Here is a 20,438-nt window from a genome sequence, read left to right on the forward strand (position 1 = left end):
TCAATGAAACCTGATCACGACAAATCAAATCGAATTCGCTGCTTTGCCCATACCCTGACTACTTCACCCTTGTATTTTGCCGGTTCGAATTGCCAGGCACGGATACCCTGCAGTGCCGCGGCATCAAAAACACCGTTTGGCTGAGATTCCAGTACCTGGACCTGGCTTACAGACCCATCTTCTGTAACCAGTATCGATAGCACAACATAGCCCTTGATACCGTTTTTCTTTGCCGAAGGCGGATACCTGAACGAACCTGTCGAAACAGCGCGAGGCGGCTCATCGACCAGTTCGGCAGTCATCACGGCATTGCTCGTATCGCCTATCAAAGATTCATCCAGCTCACCTAACTGACCGGCATTGAAACCGAGCATTCCCAAATCGATGCCGGACAATGCCGTGTCAAGCCCAGTAAACGGTGCTGGCGCCTGATTGGGTGTCGTACGCCGCGGCGGCGGTGTTTTTTTCACTTCCTGTTTGGGCTCCTCCTTGATCTGTTTGACCATCGCGATCTCGGTAACTTCCTGCGGTGGTGTTTGTTCGATCTGTCCCAGAAAGTGGTTCATGGCCAGTATCATATTGAAAATCAAGATCGGTCCAAACAGCATTGTAAGTGCTGCAATTCTGTGTTTATTACTGAAAATTGTTTTTTGTGATGTTGACATCATCGTTTACCCCCATGATTTATCCCGCTTCTTTTTTGGTCGCCACGCCGACACTTTCCGCACCGGACAAACGTGCCTGATCGACGACTTCAACCAGTTTTCCTGCTGGAACGCCTTCGTCAGTGACTACCAGAACTACTTTATTGGTGGATGTACTCAGCAGATCGCGCAATTTGCTTTGTATTAACCAGACCCGGATTGGCTCGCCATCAAGATAGGTATCGCCATGCTGATCCACAAACAAACGAATGGCTTTACTCGATACAGCGACAGAACTGCTCGCCTTGGGTCGCTCCAGTTCCAGTTGCATGTCTTTAACAAACGTAGTGGTGACCATAAAAAAAATCAGTAATATAAATACGATATCAATCAGTGGCGCGATATCGATTGATGCTTCCGTCTCATCTGAATTGTCGATGTTCATTTTGAATTATCCTGTTGTCTGGCCTGTTGCAGCCTGTGTACACATCAATTCCTTGAGTTGCGTTAACTCCCGCTCAATCTTCTGTTGCTTCTTGTGGAGAAATCCATGCAGGAACAATCCTGGAATAGCTACGGACAAGCCCATCTGCGTGGTAATCAGTGCCTGAGATATTCCACCCGCGATACCGCCCGACTGGGTAAACAGGGACATGGAGCCCAGTGAATCGAATGTTTCGATCATGCCCATTACAGTTCCCAGCAATCCCAGCAAAGGCGCGATAACAACGGTTGTTTTGACCAGCACCGAAAATTTTCGGGCTTCTTTGAAATAGTCATAAAAAGCTTCGTCAAGAATTCGACGTAAATGCTTCCGGTCAGGTGCATTCAACGAAACAGCCCTTTGCGCTGCCTGCTCCACAATACTTTTTGCCAATTGATCCGGTTGCTTGCTGTATAGAACCAGCATGTCATGAATCGTTTTTTTTCTCGGTGTTCTCAATGCCCAGCAGCGATAGCCCAGCCCATACCACAACAGCAGCGCGCAAAAAATCAACGGCAACATGACATAACCGCCGGCATTGAATAAGTCCTTGGACATCAGGATGTACTCATGCATATTCATGGACATTCTTTTCCTAGCCCGCCGGATTACTCGATACCCTGATGGAACTATCGCCGGATCCAGCGTCAACACGTTCCATTTGCACATTGCTAAGGAAAGCGTTTGTGACTCTGAGTGCAGCATGTTCCATATCACGTTTGATATTTCTTGCCCAGGCTGCCAGCAGGGAACCGATCAGCAAGGTTGGTATGGCGACTGACAGACCCAGTTCAGTCGTAACCAGGGCAATTGAAATGCCGCCCGAGAGCAGTTTTGGATCGCCGGTTCCGAATTCCGTTATGACATCGAAAGTGGCTATCATCCCCGTCACCGTACCCAGCAGTCCAAGCAACGGTGAAACGGAGGCAATGACAATAATTGCCGAACCGAAGCGCTCCAGCGTACCGGACTCCCGCAGAATGGCTTCGTGCACAACGCTTTCCATGTGATCCCTGTCATCTTTCAAATGAGTCAGCGTATTGGCCAGAACACGAGTCATGGCTGTCGACCCATTCTCACAACGCTGTTTTGCGGCATCAAAATCTCCGCTTGACACCTGCTGTATGACTTCTTCGGAAATTTGCTGCGTGTTGGCGCTGTTGGTTCGCAGCAGATAAACCCGGAATATTGCCAGCAACACAGCCAATAAGCCGAGCGCGACTATGATCCAGCCGATAATACCGCCTGAATTGATAATACTGAGCAGTGTTTTCTCAGCTGCTTCATCAATGGATGCTGTTCGCGATTCAAACAGAAAGAGTCTTAAAATTTCGGGTTGCTGATTGTTGTTTAACGCAAGTGCTGAATCTTCAGCGCTGGGCTCTTTCCACATTTTAAGATCGCCACCACCGGCCGGTACCAGACTGCCGCTGCCTTCCTCGCTGATGCCATATGCGGCAATATTGCCCAAGCGAATGATATCGCCTTGTATCTGTTTGCCGGTCTCCAGAAAAAATTTACCGGACTCTGTTTTGACCAATCCGAGATCACGAATCAATGAAAGCGCCTGATCAAAAATGAAACCCACTTTGGTCGGGTCATTTCCCTTGGAATCCATCAGCGATGCCGGTAACTGTATCTCGTGATTTTTCAGCGTTGAGTCGGCCTGTGCGTATGTTGCCTCCAATGCATCGTTGCGCTCGAATATCGCAGCCTCTTTTCGTTCTGCATCTGCCAGTAACGCATTCAACTGATCGATTCTGGCAGAACGTTCGATTGACTTCTGCTCCAGTCCATTAATTTTCTGGCTCAGCGCCTGTGCTTCCTTTGAAGCGCTGGCCTGATAATTCCTCAGCCGTTCGGTCAGTTCTCTTTTTTGTGCTTCCAGAAATGCATGCTCACGCTTGTATGCTGTTTCGAGACTGATTTTTTCCCGTTCTGGCGCTGGCTGATTCTGCTTGGCACTGGGTTTCGCTGCTGCACTGTCACCCTGATCAGCTGCCTCTACTGTTGTCTCGTTGGTTTTTTTCTCCTGAGCACTGGCCAAACCGGCCGTAATGATCAGATTGACACATAATGCCAGGGCCAAAATCAAGTAATTTTTTTTCATTTTCTTAAGGGATTGGGTAATTCAAAATAGCCCTGGCGAATCTGTTTCTTCAGGGAATCAAACAATGTCGCAATACGACTAATATCGCCGGTACTGCTTACCGCTTCAAACCGCCACTCGCCGTTTTCGGCCTGCTTTGCCATTCCGGCCCTGTTGTCCCTTGTTTGAAAGAAAAGAAATACCGTTCCCAGTTTTGCGATATCCGCAAGCACTTTTTCACCATCAAGCAGAATGGCCTGTTGGTAAATTCCGTTTTCCTTGCTCAGGCGGATTTCATCTTCAATCAAAGCCCATGCCTGGTTGACTGCCTTATTCGGATCGACGAGATCATTGATGATATTGTCTTCCAGCGTCTCAATGGCCTTGACACGGTCGTCAATTTTGAATGGAAATCCTGTCAGCACATACTGCCTGTAACGTGCCAGTACCTTGAGCAAAACCGGTTTTAGCTGCTCACCTGACTGTTCAGCCTGCGCGGAGGCCTCAGTCAGCTTCTCCAGCGAATGCTCGAGTTTTTCAATCGCAGTGTTTTGTCGTCTCTCCTCTACGCTAAGATCAGCCAGCTGAGAAGACAAGGAAGTGATTTTACTTTTGTGTTTGTCTTTTTCCAGATCAAGCTCTGTTTGGAGCGCTTCAACTTCTCCACGAAGTTTTGCCAGCGAACGTGCCAGATTTTCAATATTATTTGCTTTTGCCATCGATACTGGCGCCAGCCAGAACACCCAGAACATCATGAACAGAAGCAAAGGGGCTTTCCACCAACCTGCATTCATTTTTCTCAAACCTTTGATATATGTTGCTTTCAGAAAAATTCCGAGACCATTCCTTATGCAACATTATTAAAATTATTTTACGAGCGCATGCTACTAAGCGAATGTTTCATTTTCATGACACTTTGGTGAATTTATTCAATAACCCCACTATCTTTATAAATGCAGCCGCAGTATTTCGTGTAATGTCACAAAACTGTCATCTAATCTTTGTAATATTTTTGCAACTTGTCATGCGTTGAATAGATACGATTGGCGTATTGCACGGTCTAAACACATAGCCGGATAACAGGAAAGAGGCTGAATACAAAGCCTACACCCCGTTGTCGATAGTTATTTTGTATGTATTTTTATGTATGTTTATGCAACGGCTGTAATGAAAACAGCAATACATCCGTAAAATAGGCTGTTCTACCGGCATTTACAGACATAGTGTTCAGCAGTGAATATTTTTGAATAAACGTCATATATTAGATGGAGCTTCTCTAATGTCTATAACCGTACTGGTCGTGGAAGATGAACCGGCAATACAGGAATTGATTTCCTATAATCTGAAAAAATCGGGACTGACGCCTGTCTGCGCGATGGATGCCGAACAGGCGACTGTAATGGTCAATAACGTATTACCCGACCTGGTATTGCTTGACTGGATGTTACCCAAATCCAGCGGAATCGAGTTCGCCCGCCAGTTAAGACGCAATACGCGGACGCAGTCAATCCCGATCATCATGCTAACTGCAAGAATCGATCTGGATGACAAAGTGACCGGACTCGAAGCCGGTGCAGATGACTATATCACCAAACCGTTTTCACCCCGCGAATTGATAGCGCGCATCAAAGCTGTGTTACGCCGGCGCGTGCCAGAGATATCGGAAGAAATCATCGAAGCCGGCGGCCTGAGAATCGACCCGACAACGCACCGTGTTTTCGCCTATCACGACGATAATGCAGCTGCTGAACCCACCGAGGTTAAACTCGGCCCCACCGAATTTCGTCTGCTACATTTTCTCATGGCGCACAAGGAGCGCGTCTATACGCGCACGCAACTGCTCGACCGCATCTGGGGCGACCATGTATTTATCGAAGACCGAACCGTCGACGTTCATATTCGCCGTCTGCGCAAGGTGCTGGAAAAAATCGGCAAGGATTATCTGGTGCAGACCGTGCGAGGCACGGGATACCGGTTTTCGAGTGATTACGAAACAGACTCAGGGGAACAGCAGCAACAATCGTAGGACAGACAGATACAAACCTTAAATCACCATTGTTTCAAAGCTTTTCCAAGAAACTGTTTCAACATCTGGAATATACTCAAAGGGATAAAACCTGGCAAAGTTGTCCGGTGATCTCGGCCTATAATTAGTGCTTAATCCACCGGTGTCGCGCAAGATACAGCGGCGTCCAGGCATGCGGGATTTTGTATACGAAATGATAACGCGCGACATGGTAACTCGGATCGAAGCCGTAAAAATTAAGCTGCATTTGCTGCAGCTCTTCATCGCGGTACTGCTGCAACGGTTTTAGCCGCTCATCCTGGCAGCGCTGCTGCACTTTTTGCTGTAATCGTGCTGTATAGTCTGCTGCATGCGCCAGCTGTTCCGCTCGCCGTTCGATTTCACGAACAAATCCTTGCCGGTCCATTGCAATGCAATCGTCTATCAGTCCCAGATCACGGGCCTCACTGGCACCGATTGGCAAGCGGTTTTGTGTGAGCGACACAGCTTTGTCCGGGTCAACACGTTTAGGCAACAGATATGTCCAGTACTCCGAACCGTACAGATTGCCCATGCTCTTGTAATGCGGATTTAGAACCACGCTTTTCCGCGCAAAAACGAAATCAGCCGCCAGCGACAGGAAAACACCGCCCGCCCCTGCATTGCCCTGTAACGCAGCGATGGTGAATTGCTGCTCGTTGGTGATAATCGCCAGCACCAGGTCGTTCATTGCGTTGATATTGCGCCAGGATTCATCCGCAGGACTGCCAGCAAATTCGATATGATTCAAATGTATACCGTTCGACCAGAAATCCGCACCGCCCATCAACACGATCACTTTAATATTTTGTTGCGTCGCCTTCAAATACGCCTGCCGCAGTCGTTGGCACTGCCCGGTGTCCATGGCGCCGTTATAAAATGCGAAATGCAGATAACCCACGTCATTTTTTTGCTCGAACCAGATATCGCGGTATGTGTCATAACGCACCGGCACGAACGGATCATAGTCCACTTCAGGCACACCATCCAATCGATCAGCACAGTAAGACTCCAACGCTGTTGTCGCCGCCAGCTTGAGCGTTAACGGCGCTGTCGCATTGTCTGGTTTGCGTTTCAGATGACCGATCCACACCGCACCGTCGATAGTCGCGCGACAAATGGCGTTATGGCGTTTCGCGATGATTTTTCCGGGCGCCCCCGTCAATCGTGCTTCAGAATGTGCATCATACACATACCAGTCCACGTCCGATATTTTGTCAAGTACGCCCGGAAAGCCATCTGCCGCATTGATTTTTTTCAGAACTGTATGGGTATTGTCCTGTTGCCAGTCGATTGCACGATCACTCTGGTAAATGGGCGTGTGCTTGCGTCCGCGCATCTCTGGCCGGGAATAGTCCTGCGGTTCCGGTCGATAGCCGCCTGTGGAATAACGCTCGATTGCGGTCAATACTGCCCGGACCGCAGATTCAACGACCTGATCGCGATACAAACTGCTTTTTTTGGTTAAATGTACAGGCGGCATTTGAAAATTTTCAAACGCCCATATATCGCCGGCATCCATCTCACCATTTGCCTGCAACACGGTTACACCCCATTCTGCCTGTTCCTGCATCATGGCCCAGTCGAGGGCAGATGGTCCCCGATCGCCGACTATGCCGGGATGGACGATCAGGCAAGGCACATTACGCCAGATCGATTCGGGAATCGCACGTTTCAGAAATGGCGCGACAATGAGCTCGGGCTGAAACAGTGCTACCGCCTGTTCACTCACGGTATCATTGATATCGAACTCAATCGACACTGCATGGCGGAGCTGCGTCAGTTCAACGTACAACCGCTGCGCCAGACTGTTGAAACTGTGCGTCAAAAACAGGATTTTCATAAAATTGTAACCGGACTGTTTCTAATATCATTCAGAATCAGGTTGATCCGCAAAGCAGGCATATGGCTAACACATACGCGTCAAAGTCGCACAAAAAAGTATTTGATTTGGGCTGGTGAAAAACGACGCTTCTTCAGCAGATGCGCGGCAACTGGTCCCCACTCAGCCAGTCCACTACATGTGTGCCGCCAAAGCGGGTTTTCATCTGCACAAAGGAATGACTGTCGGCTATGATTTCACCAATAACAGCAGCATTGCATCCCAAAGGATGCGCACGCATCGTATCAAGCAATTTGTCCGTATCTTCGGGTGCACAAACGGCAATCAGCTTGCCCTCATTGGCCACATACATCGGGTCGAAACCCAGAAATTCGCATGCCGCGCTCACTGCCGGTTTCACCGGTATCCGCTCTTCAAACAGCATCATCCCTGTGCCGGACTGCTGAGCAATTTCATTCAAAGCCGCAGCAACCCCGCCTCGTGTCGGATCTCGCAACACGTGAATACCAGGCACTGCTTCCACCATGACGGAGACCAGATCGTGCAGTGAAGCCGTGTCGGATTCGAGCGAACTTTGAAACGCAAAGTCCTCGCGTGCCAGCATGACGGCAATGCCATGGTCGCCGATCGTTCCGGAAATCAATATATTGTCGCCGGGTTTTGCACGCTCGCTAGAAATAAAAACATTCTCAGGTATCATGCCGATACCCGTGGTTGTGATAAAGACACCGTCGCCACTGCCCCGCTCCACGACTTTGGTGTCGCCGGTAATGATCGGAACCGGTATTACCCGCGCTGCTGCAGCCATCGATTCAACGATACGTTTAAGATCGCCCAGAGGAAGACCTTCCTCCAGTATAAATCCGGCTGACAAATACAAAGGCTTTGCACCGGCCATGACGACGTCATTAATCGTGCCATGCACGGACAGGCAGCCAATATCACCGCCTGGAAAAAAAAGCGGCGTAATTACATGACTGTCGGTCGCCATCACCATCCGCCCGCCGGAGCTTGTAAAGCTCGCCTGGTCGTTCATCTGACGCAGAAAGTCATTATCAAACGCCGTCATGAAAAGCTGATCGATCAGCTGCGCCATGGCGCGTCCGCCGCTGCCATGCATCATCTCAACACAGCCGGTTTTAAAATCAAGCGTGCGTGTATACGCATGCTTTTTATTTGCCGATGACTGCATTAATGCCCTGCCATTTCGTGCTGGCTTTGATTGTCTCGAAACCGGCCGTATCGGAAATAGGCGGCGCAGGCACCCTCCGACGATACCATGCAGGATCCGATCGGATTGTCCGGTGTACAGACAGTGCCGAAAATCTTACAGTCACGCGGGTGTTTAACCCCGCGCAGAATCGCGCCACATTCGCATGCCTTGTGATCTGGAAGCGACAAAGCAGGAATCTCGAAACGCTGCTCTGCATCGAAATCTGCAAAACAGGATTTGATACGCAGCGCGCTGTACGGCACATGCCCCAGACCACGCCATTCGAAAGAGCGGCGCAATTCAAATACGTCGGCGACCAGCTTCTGCGCCTTGATATTTCCGTGCGGCAATACCGCGCGGGTAAATTCGTTTTCCACTTCAGCGCGACCTTCGTTTATCTGCCGGACCAGCATCAGGATCGCCTGTATCACGTCGAGCGGCTCAAATCCGGCTATCACGACAGGCTTTTGAAATTCTTCTACAAAATATTCGTACGGCCGGGAGCCGATTACGGTGGACACATGCGCTGGACCAATGAAACCATCCAGTCGCACCAGGCCAAGCTGCCGTATTTCCGGCGACAAAAGAATATGCGAGATTGCTGAAGGCGTGAGCACATGATTGCAGAATACGGTAAAATTAGACAGGCCAAGCTTCTGGGCCTGTTTGATCACAACGGCTGTTGGCGGCGTAGTGGTTTCAAAGCCGATGGCCAGAAAAACGATACACTTGTCCGGGTTCTGCCGGGCTATATCCAGTGCTTCCGAACTGGAATAGATCATGCGTATATCAGCACCCCGGCTCTTTACTTTCAGCAGGCTGTTGCCTTTTGCCGTCGGTATGCGCAGCATATCACCGTAGCTGCATAAAATGACACCGGGTGTTTGCGCAAGTTGAATTGCGTTCTCCAGTCGCCCCATCGGCAGCACACAGACCGGACAACCCGGTCCATGGATCATGTGAATATGTGCCGGGAGCAGATCGGCTATGCCGTATCTGGAAATTGCATGGGTATGACCGCCGCAGAATTCCATCAGATAGTAATGGCGGCGCGGATCGGCTTCTTTGGCAGTCTGCCCGGCGATTTTACGCGCCAGTCTGCCGTCTCGGAAGGCTTCAATATACTTCATGTGGTACCGGTTTGCGGAAAATCCGGAAAGTTGCCTGTTTGCGCGTACAGTTCTTCAAACAGCGCGAGCGTTCGCTCCGCTTCCTCGACATCAAGTTTCTGTATTGCATATCCGGCGTGCACGATCACGTAATCACCCGGACTGACCTCGTCAACCAGTGCCAAAGAAATTTCCTTGCGTATTCCGGATAACTCGACAATCGCGTTATCATCAGCAGTGAATTGCTCAACCTTTGCAGGGATAGCCAGGCACATAAAAAATTTCAACAAATAAATCCTCAACGCGTAAATTATGACATAATCGCTGAGTACATTGATACATGTGTTTATCGTCAAGTCAATACGGTTGGATAGTACTTATGCATACACCTGGGTTTTTGAGTAAGGTTCTTGGCCTGTTTTTTTTCTCTTTCCTGGCTTGCGGCGCAAAAGCCAATGATGTATGGATAGACGTAAACACGATCGATCATACCCTTACAGTCATGCAAGGCGATAAAATTCAGGATGTTTTCGAAAACATCGCCATCGGTCGCTTTGGCACAACCTGGCACAAGGTAACGAAAGACGATAAAACACCCCTGGGCGATTTCAGAATCGGATGGATCAATGAGAAAAGCCAGTACTATCGGTTTTTCGGCCTGGACTATCCTGACCGTGAAACAGCGCGGCGCGCTCTCGAAGAAAACCGGATTGACCAGGATACCTGGCTGACAATCCTGAAAGCAACCAATCAGGAAAGGACACCGCCGCAAAATACCGTTTTAGGTGGCTATATCGGAATTCATGGCATTGGTCGTGGCGATCCGGAAGTCCATGACCAGTTTCACTGGACCAATGGCTGTATTGCATTAACCAATGAGCAAATTGATCTGCTTGGAAAATGGCTTAAACCCGGGGTTATGGTCAAAATCCGTTAACGGATTATAAAAATTCACACCGTAAAAAAAAGATTTATATATTCACCGTGGAAGCCATTTATTTTACTGAATAAATCAGCTAATATTCCTAATCACTGCTGATATTAAAAAATCAGAAGTGCCTCGTAACAAGGTTGGATTCATTATTGAAAAAATCGTTAAAATGAAAGAGGAGTTAAATTAGCATGACTAGAGATATTAAACGCACACTGGCATTAGTCGTAACAACAGGCGCATTTATTGGTGTAACCGGCTGCGCAACCACAGGCGATTTGGATTCAACAAGAGCCGATTTGCAAACTCAAATCGACAGACTGTCAGCCGATGTAGCTGCAGCAAAATCAGATGCTGCGGCAGCCAATGCAAAAGCCAATGATGCCGTCAATATTGCTAATGAAGCGAATAGACGTTCAATGGATACAGCAGAAAAAATCGATCGTATGTTCAAAAAGTCAATGCAAAAATAATTAAGTTCATGTGATTTGATATGCTGAGCCCCTCGCTACGAGGGGTTTTTTGTTTATGGGCTCTTTGGCCGCTTTTCCTGTAATACCGGCGCTGAACCGGAATCTGTTCAGTCTTTTCTATCCACGACCACATGCTCTTTTTGCGCACTCAGCGTACCGTGGTCAATGATCGCCAGTGTCAGCCTGGAAATCGCCACGCGCTTGCCCGTGGCTTCTTCGGTAATATCGGTCTGCCAGACCTGCGTGCGTCTCCCCGTATGCAACGGCGTGCAGGTTCCGATGACATGCCCCTTGGTCACTGCGCGGATATGATTGATGTTGAGCTCGAGACCAACCGCACGGTATTTGTCCGGATCAATCGTCATCCATCCTGAAACGCTACCCAGCGATTCAGACAACACACAGCTGGCACCGCCGTGCATAATGCCAAATGGCTGTGTTGTACGTTTGTCTACCGGCATGCGTGCTTTCAGAAAATCAGGGCCGACTTCGGTAAAATGTATACCAATATGTTCACCCATGTTGGCATTGCGCAAACCTTCCAGATATTCAACTGTATAATCCTTAAACCAGATACTGCTCATGAAAATTCCCTGTTGATATAAACGTTTTTAAAAACCATTATTTGCCATTGATCACTGCATCGATTTCCTTCAGCATGGCAAGATGATCACGGTAATCGACCGCGATCGAATAAACCGCGCCCTGATGCATCAGCCGCAGCGAAGGAAATGAAAATGCGTTCAGTTCGGCCGCCAGTTGAAGCTCCTGATGCAGTACCGCATCGGTATTATCACTGGTCAGATCCGATCTGAATGCGGCGCCATTCAGGCCGATCGCTTCGGCACATTCCTGCAGCGTCTCTAACAGCGACGGATTCCTGGCGAACTGATAATAGGCATGCTGAATCGCCCGCAGCATTTCCACGCCGGCAGCAGGATTCTGTTTTCCGGCCGCCAGAACTGCTCTGCACGCCGGATAAGTCGATCGTACCGGCGTGTTAAGCGTCCAGAAATCAAAATTGAAATGCACGCCCGGCACCGTTTCTTCAATTTTCCGCCATGTTTGCCGAATCATATTGCGCATGGCTTCCGGCATGGGTTCCGTTGTATCCGGCGCAAGACCACCCAGCACATAAACCACTTCGACATCCTCAGGCAACACCCGTTGCAGCGCTGTCCAGCTATTGACGAACGCATAGCACCAACTGCACATTGGATCGTAGACATAATAAAGTCGGGTTGACTCTGGCATCGTTGAGAAATTTACAGACACTGGTGCCACATTTAGAATCGATAAAAATAAACCGTTCAGATGATATCAAATGCCGGAAGATATTTCAGCCGACGCACGACAATCATTCAGTTCCACGTAATGTTAAATCACCCTGCAAGCGCAAGACTTAAGATGCATTTCCCAAACCAGACAATACTTCGCGAAAGCTGTTTAGGCCCGCCTCCAGGTTTTCGATGATTTCTTCCGCCAACTCATCCGGTTCGGGCAGATTTTCCAGGTCTGTGAGACTCTTGTCCTTCAGCCAGAACAGATCAAGACTGGTTTTGTCCCGTGCCATAAGCGCTTCATAGGTAAATTTTCGCCAGCGTCCTTCTGGATTCTTTTCCTCATCCCATGTCGCCTTGCGTTCGTGACGGTTGTGGGGGTTATAACAATCAATGAATTCCGCCAAATCTTCAAACCGTAAGGGTTTCTTTTTCAACGTATGGTGAATGTTCGTGCGGTAATCGTAGTACCAGACTTCTTTTGTCCACGGGTTCGGACTGGCTTCGCGGTTATCGAAAAAGATTACGTTCGCTTTTACGCCGTTCGCATAGAAAATCCCGGTAGGCAATCTCAAGATCGTATGCAGATCAGTGTTCTCTAACAATTTACGCCGGATTGTTTCACCTGCACCGCCTTCAAACAGCACATTGTCAGGTACAACCACAGCAGCACGGCCTGTGGTCTTAAGCATGGTACGGATATGCTGAACAAAATTAAGCTGTTTGTTTGAGGTCGTTGCCCAGAAGTCCTGCCGGTTATAGGTGAGGTCTTCCCTGTCCTGTTCGCCTTCCTCATTGGTAAAACTCATTGAGCTTTTCTTTCCAAAAGGCGGATTCGCCAGCACGTAATCAAACCGTTTCCCTTCATCCGCTACCAGCGCGTCATTGGGGGAAACCACGCTTTCACCGTCAATTTCACCGATATTGTGCAGAAACATATTCATAAGACACAGGCGGCGTGTGTTGGCTACAATCTCATTTCCAGAAAAGGTTTCATGTTTTAAGAAGGCTTTCTGATCTTTGTCGAGTGCAGAGTTATCCGGGTTCGTGATGAAATCATAAGCCGTCAGAAAAAAACCACCGGTACCGCAAGCGGGGTCGGCAATCGTCTTGCCCGGTTCGGGCCGCACACACTCCACCATAGCCTTGATAAGCGAGCGCGGTGTGAAGTACTGGCCAGCGCCGGACTTGGTATCCTCAGCGTTCTTTTCCAACAATCCTTCGTAAATATCTCCTTTAGTGTCTGCGCCCATTGTTACCCATTCTGTACCGTCAATCATGTCAATGAGGCGGAACAGTTTTGCCGGGTCCTGGATTTTGTTTTGTGATTTGGTGAATATCTGGCCAAGCATGCCTTTTTTGGTGCTGAGTTCACGCAGCAAGGTAATGTAATGGCCTTCCAGCTCCGCGCCTTTCTTTGATTTAAGGCTTTGCCAGTTATATTCGGCAGGAATACCCACATCGCGGTTATAGGGCGGCTTGGTATATTCATCGGCCATCTTCAGAAAGATCAGATAAGTCAGCTGCTCCAGATAATCGCCATAGCCCACGCCATCATCCCGCAGGGTGGTACAGAAACTCCAGACTTTAGATACGATTGATGCTGTATTCATGCTATACGTGACCTTCTTTCATGATTTCTTCAGCTTCCCATTCCTTATAATTTTTACGGGTGCCTTCCACTTTCCACTCCATAGGCCCGGATGCAGGTCTTCCATAGACGACTGCCGCTGCCGCACTGGGACTGTTGAATGCATAATTTTGAGTAAAAACACGGTTCTTTCCATCTACGGCCAAAACACCCTGATCGACCAGTTCATCAAAAAGCTTGCCATAGCTGCTGTTTTTAGCCGTAGCGCTCGTCCATTCCATTTTTGCTTTTGATCCGGCTTCGACAATGAAGTGACTGTCTTCAATTGTGGCGCGTGCTGTCAGTCCGTGCTTGGGTGTGTTCAATACAAAAATCGGTTTGTCACTGTTGGTGTTGGCTGCTTCCAGCCGTTCTGTGGCTCTCGTGTTCTGGATAAAGAAATCAAATTTCAGCGCAGGTAAGACAAGGTAAATATTATCCAGAAAATCTGCCATATGCGCCTCGGCAGCTTCACTCAGCGCAGATATAGAAGGGCTGTTTCCATTATCCAGCGATATTTTATTCGCCTGTCTTGCTTTCTCAACCAACCGGCTTTCAAGGTATCGTATGTGGGCTTTGTTGAGTTGTTCGCCGCTTGATGTGATAAAAATTGCCGTAGACCACCAATCCTTAAGTGCATCATGATTTTTGATGCGTTTGCCAATATCGTCACTTTCACCAATATACAATAATGGCCCATCATCATTTTCACCGAGCAGAAGATACACACCCGGTCTGCTGGCTTCTTCACGTTTAAGGGCGTCTTTAAGCTGCGTGCGGCTGGTCACAAGCACATGACCCGTCCATTGAAACGGAATGGTTGCCGTCAGCATGCCATCGGGATTACCATTTACAAAAAACAACTCAATAGAGCGTCCTTTTTTATTAGGCATCATGCCGCATTCCTTTTCTTTTTATTACCTTCTTTCTCGGTCTTAATACGTTCGAGCAGAACAGAGGCGGGTTCATCATTCGGGTCTTGAGTAACCAATTTGCCCGAGAAGGCTTGTTTTAGAATGGATTGGCGCAGAATTTCTGTCCTCTTGAGATTACTATTAATCTCAGCTTCTAATTTTTCTATTGAGGTGAATTTTTGATCCAATTCTTCACATATAGCTAATTGTTCCGCTTTTGACGGAATAGGAAATATTACTTGGTTTAATCCCTTGCCCGTTAAATGCTTGATCGTAGTTCCAGTAAATAAACGTTTAAGTAAACCAGAACTCGTTGCATAAACCATAAAATGATAGGCAAAATTGGAATCGTAACTTATGGTAAACCTTACCCTGTGAAGTGCCTTTTGTATAAAAATGCTATCGTCGTCACCATCCCAAATAGCGCAACGCCCAGGCTCTCCGCCTTCACAAATCACCAAATCTCCTTTTTTTAGGCTGTATCGTTCTGTTTCCCCATCTTCTATTTTCATTGTTTTGAGGTTGCTTAGATCAAAATTTCCCCAGCGTAGATTGATGTTCCCTAAATAAGGACGAGCAACACCTTTGTTCTTTTTTTTATCCAGCATTTTTCCCAATACTGCTTCTACCGCTAAATATTCAAGCGGTAGCGTGGCCCATTCATGCGGAATAACTTTGTATTGCGTGTCGCCCATAGCCTTTGTATTGGCTGGTGTCTTGGGTTTAGTCGGTTTCTTACTTATTTTTCCTTTTTGTTCCCAATTTTCGAGCTGTTGTTGGTAATGAGCTTCGCGTTCTTGTTGGATACGCTCTAGCAACTCATCGGCGGTTTCGAGTTTGTCTTTGTTTTCCTCACGCCAGTCGGCGGTGAGTTTTCCTTCAAAGGCATGCTTGAGGACGGCTTGGCGGTAGACTCTGAGCTGTTCACGGGCGGTTTTGAGGCTTTCTATCCCCTTATCCAGTTCGGAAAACAGCGCTTCAATCTTGGCTACAATCCGCTTTTGTTCGTTGAGCGGAGGCAACAAAAAAGGTATTGTTTCAATTTTATTTGCGGAGATATTAGGCTGCGCTCCACCGTAAGCTCTTTTTTCTATTTCCCGCTTAGCCGAAAACAAAAAATAGAAAATAAACTTTTTGTTTATAATCTCCTCAGAATAAGGTCTGATATTTCCTACTCGTTGATTTTGGAGTGCAATTTTGGAAGAATTATAAACACCAAATTTTCCAGTTGTTGCGCCGGACATTGCTATCAGAATATCTCCTTTGCTAACATGGAAACCATCAAAATCATTTGTGTAATCAACTCTTACAGAGTTTTTAGAAGACACTTCACCATCTGAAATATCTGATATTCTTATTACTGGCGTACCCTCATGAAGATAAGCGTTGCTTTTAAAGGCATAGCCATTTTTTAGATAAGCGACATCACCAAAATCACATTTCTCCCAATTTTCAGGTAATTCACTCACGCCACCAGCGCCTCATTCAATTCGTTAATGAGCCTGTCCATATCATCCCCGAACAGCTTATACATTTTTCCCAAGCCGCCCTTGGCATCGAAGGGGTTTGATTCCAGATCATCACGCTCAATATGAAACGAGTTGATGACATGATCACGGATCATATGCAGCCATTCCATCTGTTCTTCGTTAAATTTCGTACTGCCGCCACTGTGATGTTTCATGATCCAGTCTTGAAAATTTTTCCGTACCGTCTCACTGTGCCGGGACACAGTTTTATCAATGCCGCAGGCCCGGCGGATGAGGGAAATGAGTGCAGTTAGTTCATTGACCGGATTCTCACCCCGATAGCCGTCAAGGTTGGCATAGGCTTTCCATACACGAAGCGGAGCCAGCATCGGCTTATCTTCGTGAAGTCTTGCCTTGACCATTTTAATCATGGCTAGCGTTATATCCTGACGCCGATGCGGGATTTTATAAAATATGGTCAACGCTTCGATTTCATCCCGATTTTCTTCCAGGTAGGCTTCAAAATCCTGCACCATCGATCTCGCATTTTCTACTGCGTCCCCAGCCCAACCCACATTTGTCGGTTTATCAATCACGCCGTGATCAATAATCTGTTCTTTGTCCCGCCGGATGCTATCGAGCAACTCGATCAGCTCCCCGGTAAAAACATTTGCGGCGTTACTGACCAGTTCGCTTTGCGCTTTTGTACGGGTTTCGGGTTGCGGCTCCTGATCTGCCGGTGTTTTATCAATTTCTCGCGCTTTTTTCTCGATATTGTCCGGGTCAATGGCGGCGAGCAGGTTGCCAACAATATCGGTTAGTTCCAGTCCGCCGGATTTTTCTTTGATACGTTCGAGGTCTTTATCGTTGAGCTGTTTATTCAGGCGCGACAGGCGGCCCGCAAGGGAACTGACGGTATCTTCATCCGTCGCGCCCATCATCACGCCCATGGCCAGGCACTTGAGTGACACAGAAGGTTTCGTGATTAGCGGCTGGCTGGCCGTTTTCAGGGATTTGGTGACGCCGATAGCATCCACGATCACATAATGGGTCTTGGCGCTGGTCGCCGAGGGTGTGACTTTCCTAAGATCGTCATAACCCAGCGTTCTTGTGCCGCGTCCTTTCATTTGCTCAAAGTAATTGCGGCTTTTGACATCGCGCATGAAAAGCAAACACTCCAGCGGTTTTACGTCCGTGCCGGTGGCAATCATGTCAACCGTCACAGCAATGCGCGGATAATAATCATTGCGAAACTGTGCCAGTACGGATTTTGGGTCTTCCTTCGACTGGTAAGTGACTTTCTTGCAAAACTCGTTTCCTTCGCCGAATTCCTTGCGTACCGTCTGGATGATGTCGTCGGCGTGACTGTCGGTTTTGGCGAATATCAGGGTCTTCGGTACTTCGTTCCGTCCGGGGAATATATTCGGTAGTTGTTCCTTGAAGGTACGAATGACGGTGCGGATTTGATCCGGAAGAACGATATCCTTATCAAGCTGGGTCGCTGCATAAACTTCATCTTCGTCTTGTGTTTCCCAGCGTTTTTTGCGTGTGAGCTTTTCCCGGCGTTCGACTTGCTGGTTGGCCTTGATGGTACCGCCACTATTGGTTTTCTCGGTTTCGATCACATAAATTTCGTTGCCAACATTCACACCGTCGGCTACGGCTTTTTCGTGATCGTATTCACTGACCACGTTCTTATCAAAAAAACCGTAGGTGCGGTTGTCCGGCGTGGCGGTCAGACCGATCAGGTAAGCATCAAAATATTCCAGTACCTGCCGCCACAGGTTATAAATTGAACGGTGGCATTCGTCGATGATGATGAAATCGAAAAACTCAGGCGGGACTTTCTCGTTATAGCCGACAGGCACAGGCTCTTTCGGCTTGGTTAACTGCTCGGCCAGTGGAATTTCTTCTGCCGCCTCGTCCAGCTCTTCATCCTTCAGGATCGAGTACATGCGCTGGATGGTACTGATACAGACCTGAACATTCGGTACGTGGCGCGAGGATAATCGCCGTGCATTGTACAATTCCGTAAATTTGCGGTTATCGTCGTTTGGTACGAACTTCATGAATTCCTGCTCGGCCTGCTCTCCGAGGTTCTTGGTATCAACCAGAAACAGGATACGCTTGGCATCGGCATGTTTTAAAAGACGGTAAGCTGACGTAATAGCGGTAAAGGTTTTGCCTGAACCTGTAGCCATCTGCACCAAGGCGCGGGGGCGGTCTTCCTTGAACGATTGCTCGAGGTTTTCAATGGCTGTGATCTGGCAATCCCGTAGCCCATCACGGTTAAGTGGAGGCATATGCTGCAATCGTCTTCGCAACGATTTGAGCTGTTCAAACCATTCTTTAAGCGTTTCCGGTCTGTGGAAGGAAAAAATTTCCCGTGATCGCGGTTTCGGGTCTTTGCTGTTGGTAAAGCGGGTGATGACCCCGGTGCTTTCATAAACAAACGGCAGCGGTTCGCTGTTCTTGATCCATTTCAGTCTGGACACGGCGTAAATGCCGGATTGCTCTTCGACGACCGTAATATTTTGCGCCTCTTCTTCTCGTTTGGCTTCGATAATGCCAACGGCTCGCTTGTCTACGAACAACACATAGTCAGCTGGGCCAACATCGGATTGATACTCACGGACGGCAATACCCGGTCCTGCCGTGAAATTAATCTTGTCCTTGTCCTGAACCCGCCAGCCAGCCTGGCGCAACATTTTATCAATGTTGTCCCGGGCCTTTTGTTCAGGATTCCGGTATTTATCGGTCATTGCCATCCATTAATTTTTTTTCAGCGTACATTTCAATCAGTTCAATTAACTCAATATACTATTTCGGATTACTGCATTAAAACCTGATTATATCCGCTTAGGCAACAGATTGAAGCGTACGAAAAAAGGAAGCATACACGAGGTATATGAGGCATCCTGAGTTCGATTTAAGTGCCACGATGTGTTTTTCAGTGTGGTTTTGAACAAGTTTTACACAGTTGCCACTTTATCGGTTTTAAATTGACCCATACAATATCAATGAATTTGTCTGCAAAAAACTGAAGGAGGCCGCAATGACAGGAAAATATGAAAAAACACAGCAAGCAGTTGAAGAATTGGATGAATTACAGTTCCAGGTCACTCAGCACGGCGATACCGAACCGCCCTTTCGCAATACTTTCTGGGACCATAAAGAAGAAGGACTGTATGTGGATGTCGTTTCCGGGGAGCCCCTGTTTTCCTCGACAGACAAATATGACTCCCACTCCGGCTGGCCGAGTTTTACCAGACCAGTACGTGACGAATATGTGACTGAGCATTCGGATAGCAGCCACGGCATGATCCGTACGGAAGTAAAATCGCGCCACGGCGGATCGCATCTCGGCCATGTTTTTCCTGACGGCCCCCGCGACAAGGGCGGTTTGCGCTATTGCATCAATTCGGCATCACTGCGGTTTGTCCCCAAAAACAGGCTTGAAGAAGAAGGCTACGGCGAATATCTTGATCTGTTTGAAAACAGCGGAAAGAACACTGGAAAGTGTGTTCAATCTGACAGCCAGGAAGAAACCGCCATCCTTGCCGGCGGATGTTTCTGGGGTATGCAGGATTTGTTCCGCAAGCAACCGGGCGTCCTGCGTACGCGCGCTGGTTATACCGGCGGTCACACGCCGCACGTTACATACCGGGATATCAAAAAAGGCGACACCGGTCACGCGGAAGCCATTGAAGTGGTATTCGACCCCCGTCTGACATCGTACCGAAAACTGCTGGAGTTTTTCTTCACCATGCATGATCCGACGACAAAAAACCGCCAGGGAAACGATATCGGCGACAGCTATCGCTCGGCGATTTTTTTTATTGACGAAGCGCAGGAAAAAACGGCCCGGGATCTGATCGCTGAAATCGAAGCAAGCGGCGTTCTGCCCGGCAGCATTCAAACCGAGGTGGTTAAAGCTTCACAATTTCACGAGGCAGAAGAAGAACACCAGGATTATCTGGAAAAACACCCTTGGGGATACACCTGTCACTGGGTCCGCCCGGAATGGGCATTGAAAAACCGAGTTACAGAGAATTAAGCCGCAAAATGGACAGAAAGGCATTATCATTTAAAAGCTAAAACGATCGCCCGAATACGGCCTGATTGGTATAACCGGTTCAATTCATTAACCGGCTGATTTCGTTGAAATCTAAAATAGCCCATGGCGCCCGATACGAGAACAATATCGAACTCCGAAAACCGGAATCCAACACAGTGCAATCAGAATGATAAGGCATCTGCATCAACTAAATTCAGCATTCAGTGCAGAAGCTTGCGGAGAACTCTTAGAAACGAT

General features: G+C 48.1%; 19 protein-coding genes. 4 read left to right on the plus strand and 15 right to left on the minus strand.

Features of this window, described 5'->3' with window-relative positions; all coding sequences use genetic code 11:
* Positions 1-14: 14 nt before the first annotated feature.
* The 5 genes from BMY62_RS09620 to BMY62_RS09640 are packed head-to-tail and all read right to left on the minus strand — an operon-like array spanning position 15 to position 4,011.
* A complete protein-coding gene (locus BMY62_RS09620; RefSeq protein WP_090659108.1) occupies positions 15-665 on the minus strand; it encodes an energy transducer TonB in 651 nt (216 codons plus the stop codon).
* 19 nt (positions 666-684) lie between these two features.
* Entirely contained in the window at positions 685-1,089 is a 405-nt protein-coding gene (locus BMY62_RS09625; RefSeq protein ID WP_090633950.1) for an ExbD/TolR family protein, read from the minus strand.
* A gap of 6 nt (positions 1,090-1,095) precedes the next feature.
* Positions 1,096-1,686, minus strand: coding sequence for a MotA/TolQ/ExbB proton channel family protein (locus BMY62_RS09630; RefSeq protein WP_256207542.1), 591 nt, complete (start codon positions 1,684-1,686; stop codon positions 1,096-1,098).
* Between the two features lie 37 nt (positions 1,687-1,723).
* A complete protein-coding gene (locus tag BMY62_RS09635) occupies positions 1,724-3,238 on the minus strand; it encodes a MotA/TolQ/ExbB proton channel family protein (protein WP_090659042.1) in 1,515 nt (504 codons plus the stop codon).
* Entirely contained in the window at positions 3,235-4,011 is a 777-nt protein-coding gene (locus tag BMY62_RS09640) for a DUF3450 family protein (RefSeq protein ID WP_090633944.1), read from the minus strand. Before BMY62_RS09640 ends, BMY62_RS09635 begins: the two co-directional genes overlap by 4 nt.
* 485 nt (positions 4,012-4,496) lie before the next feature.
* On the opposite strand from BMY62_RS09640, the gene phoB reads away from it, so the two are divergent.
* Positions 4,497-5,243, plus strand: coding sequence for a phosphate regulon transcriptional regulator PhoB (phoB, locus tag BMY62_RS09645; protein ID WP_090659044.1), 747 nt, complete (start codon positions 4,497-4,499; stop codon positions 5,241-5,243).
* Positions 5,244-5,367: 124 nt separating this feature from the next.
* On the opposite strand, the gene BMY62_RS09650 is transcribed toward phoB, so the two are convergent.
* The 4 genes from BMY62_RS09650 to BMY62_RS09665 all read right to left on the minus strand — a co-directional run bounded on the left by BMY62_RS09650 (position 5,368) and on the right by BMY62_RS09665 (position 9,701).
* Entirely contained in the window at positions 5,368-7,104 is a 1,737-nt protein-coding gene (locus tag BMY62_RS09650; protein ID WP_090659046.1) for a hydrogenase maturation protein, read from the minus strand.
* Between the two features lie 133 nt (positions 7,105-7,237).
* Positions 7,238-8,296 (minus strand): hydrogenase expression/formation protein HypE, encoded by a 1,059-nt coding sequence (gene hypE / locus BMY62_RS09655; RefSeq protein ID WP_090659048.1) that lies wholly within the window; start codon positions 8,294-8,296, stop codon positions 7,238-7,240.
* A complete protein-coding gene (gene hypD, locus BMY62_RS09660) occupies positions 8,296-9,447 on the minus strand; it encodes a hydrogenase formation protein HypD (protein WP_090659051.1) in 1,152 nt (383 codons plus the stop codon). The genes hypE and hypD overlap by 1 nt, the downstream gene beginning before the upstream one ends.
* A complete protein-coding gene (locus BMY62_RS09665; RefSeq protein WP_090659053.1) occupies positions 9,444-9,701 on the minus strand; it encodes a HypC/HybG/HupF family hydrogenase formation chaperone in 258 nt (85 codons plus the stop codon). The genes hypD and BMY62_RS09665 overlap by 4 nt, the downstream gene beginning before the upstream one ends.
* Before the next feature lie 104 nt (positions 9,702-9,805).
* On the opposite strand from BMY62_RS09665, the gene BMY62_RS09670 reads away from it, so the two are divergent.
* The gene (locus BMY62_RS09670; RefSeq protein ID WP_090659055.1) at positions 9,806-10,363 is read left to right on the plus strand and encodes a L,D-transpeptidase; all 558 of its coding nucleotides are present in this window, start codon (positions 9,806-9,808) and stop codon (positions 10,361-10,363) included.
* Positions 10,364-10,548: 185 nt separating this feature from the next.
* Positions 10,549-10,830 carry an Lpp/OprI family alanine-zipper lipoprotein gene (locus BMY62_RS09675; protein ID WP_090659057.1) on the plus strand — a complete coding sequence of 94 codons (282 nt, stop codon included), beginning with the start codon at positions 10,549-10,551 and terminating at the stop codon, positions 10,828-10,830.
* Positions 10,831-10,937: 107 nt separating this feature from the next.
* Here the strand turns inward: BMY62_RS09675 and BMY62_RS09680 are convergent, their stop codons facing one another.
* From BMY62_RS09680 to BMY62_RS09705, 6 genes are all read right to left on the minus strand, one after another.
* Positions 10,938-11,414 (minus strand): hotdog fold thioesterase, encoded by a 477-nt coding sequence (locus BMY62_RS09680; RefSeq protein WP_090659059.1) that lies wholly within the window; start codon positions 11,412-11,414, stop codon positions 10,938-10,940.
* 37 nt (positions 11,415-11,451) lie between these two features.
* Positions 11,452-12,084 carry a DsbA family protein gene (locus BMY62_RS09685; RefSeq protein ID WP_090659061.1) on the minus strand — a complete coding sequence of 211 codons (633 nt, stop codon included), beginning with the start codon at positions 12,082-12,084 and terminating at the stop codon, positions 11,452-11,454.
* Between the two features lie 148 nt (positions 12,085-12,232).
* Complete coding sequence (locus tag BMY62_RS09690; protein ID WP_090659063.1) at positions 12,233-13,723, minus strand: class I SAM-dependent DNA methyltransferase; 1,491 nt, start codon at positions 13,721-13,723, stop codon at positions 12,233-12,235.
* A 1-nt stretch (position 13,724) separates the two neighbouring features.
* Positions 13,725-14,636 carry a GIY-YIG nuclease family protein gene (locus BMY62_RS09695; protein WP_218142963.1) on the minus strand — a complete coding sequence of 304 codons (912 nt, stop codon included), beginning with the start codon at positions 14,634-14,636 and terminating at the stop codon, positions 13,725-13,727.
* Positions 14,633-16,123: a restriction endonuclease subunit S gene (locus tag BMY62_RS09700; RefSeq protein WP_090659064.1), complete on the minus strand. Its 1,491-nt coding sequence runs from the start codon at positions 16,121-16,123 to the stop codon at positions 14,633-14,635. The genes BMY62_RS09695 and BMY62_RS09700 overlap by 4 nt, the downstream gene beginning before the upstream one ends.
* Positions 16,120-18,891 (minus strand): type I restriction endonuclease subunit R, encoded by a 2,772-nt coding sequence (locus tag BMY62_RS09705; RefSeq protein ID WP_256207543.1) that lies wholly within the window; start codon positions 18,889-18,891, stop codon positions 16,120-16,122. The genes BMY62_RS09700 and BMY62_RS09705 overlap by 4 nt, the downstream gene beginning before the upstream one ends.
* A gap of 287 nt (positions 18,892-19,178) precedes the next feature.
* On the opposite strand from BMY62_RS09705, the gene BMY62_RS09710 reads away from it, so the two are divergent.
* Positions 19,179-20,180 (plus strand): bifunctional methionine sulfoxide reductase B/A protein, encoded by a 1,002-nt coding sequence (locus BMY62_RS09710; protein WP_090659066.1) that lies wholly within the window; start codon positions 19,179-19,181, stop codon positions 20,178-20,180.
* Positions 20,181-20,438 lie beyond the last annotated feature (258 nt).

Origin of the sequence: Nitrosomonas marina (genome assembly GCF_900111605.1) — a bacterium.
Lineage (GTDB): Bacteria > Pseudomonadota > Gammaproteobacteria > Burkholderiales > Nitrosomonadaceae > Nitrosomonas > Nitrosomonas marina_A.

Bases quoted from the DNA above. Each gene is read 5' to 3' on its own strand.
- BMY62_RS09665 (WP_090659053.1), bottom strand. From the start codon at position 9,701: ATGTGCCTGGCTATCCCTGCAAAGGTTGAGCAATTCACTGCTGATGAT.
- BMY62_RS09640 (WP_090633944.1), bottom strand. From the start codon at position 4,011: ATGAATGCAGGTTGGTGGAAAGCCCCTTTGCTTCTGTTCATGATGTTC.
- hypE (WP_090659048.1), bottom strand. From the start codon at position 8,296: ATGCAGTCATCGGCAAATAAAAAGCATGCGTATACACGCACGCTTGAT.
- BMY62_RS09675 (WP_090659057.1), top strand. From the start codon at position 10,549: ATGACTAGAGATATTAAACGCACACTGGCATTAGTCGTAACAACAGGC.
- BMY62_RS09705 (WP_256207543.1), bottom strand. From the start codon at position 18,891: ATGGCAATGACCGATAAATACCGGAATCCTGAACAAAAGGCCCGGGAC.
- BMY62_RS09670 (WP_090659055.1), top strand. From the start codon at position 9,806: ATGCATACACCTGGGTTTTTGAGTAAGGTTCTTGGCCTGTTTTTTTTC.
- BMY62_RS09620 (WP_090659108.1), bottom strand. From the start codon at position 665: ATGTCAACATCACAAAAAACAATTTTCAGTAATAAACACAGAATTGCA.
- phoB (WP_090659044.1), top strand. From the start codon at position 4,497: ATGTCTATAACCGTACTGGTCGTGGAAGATGAACCGGCAATACAGGAA.
- BMY62_RS09625 (WP_090633950.1), bottom strand. From the start codon at position 1,089: ATGAACATCGACAATTCAGATGAGACGGAAGCATCAATCGATATCGCG.
- BMY62_RS09650 (WP_090659046.1), bottom strand. From the start codon at position 7,104: ATGAAAATCCTGTTTTTGACGCACAGTTTCAACAGTCTGGCGCAGCGG.
- BMY62_RS09680 (WP_090659059.1), bottom strand. From the start codon at position 11,414: ATGAGCAGTATCTGGTTTAAGGATTATACAGTTGAATATCTGGAAGGT.
- BMY62_RS09690 (WP_090659063.1), bottom strand. From the start codon at position 13,723: ATGAATACAGCATCAATCGTATCTAAAGTCTGGAGTTTCTGTACCACC.
- BMY62_RS09695 (WP_218142963.1), bottom strand. From the start codon at position 14,636: ATGATGCCTAATAAAAAAGGACGCTCTATTGAGTTGTTTTTTGTAAAT.
- BMY62_RS09710 (WP_090659066.1), top strand. From the start codon at position 19,179: ATGACAGGAAAATATGAAAAAACACAGCAAGCAGTTGAAGAATTGGAT.
- BMY62_RS09630 (WP_256207542.1), bottom strand. From the start codon at position 1,686: ATGTCCAAGGACTTATTCAATGCCGGCGGTTATGTCATGTTGCCGTTG.
- hypD (WP_090659051.1), bottom strand. From the start codon at position 9,447: ATGAAGTATATTGAAGCCTTCCGAGACGGCAGACTGGCGCGTAAAATC.
- BMY62_RS09635 (WP_090659042.1), bottom strand. From the start codon at position 3,238: ATGAAAAAAAATTACTTGATTTTGGCCCTGGCATTATGTGTCAATCTG.
- BMY62_RS09685 (WP_090659061.1), bottom strand. From the start codon at position 12,084: ATGCCAGAGTCAACCCGACTTTATTATGTCTACGATCCAATGTGCAGT.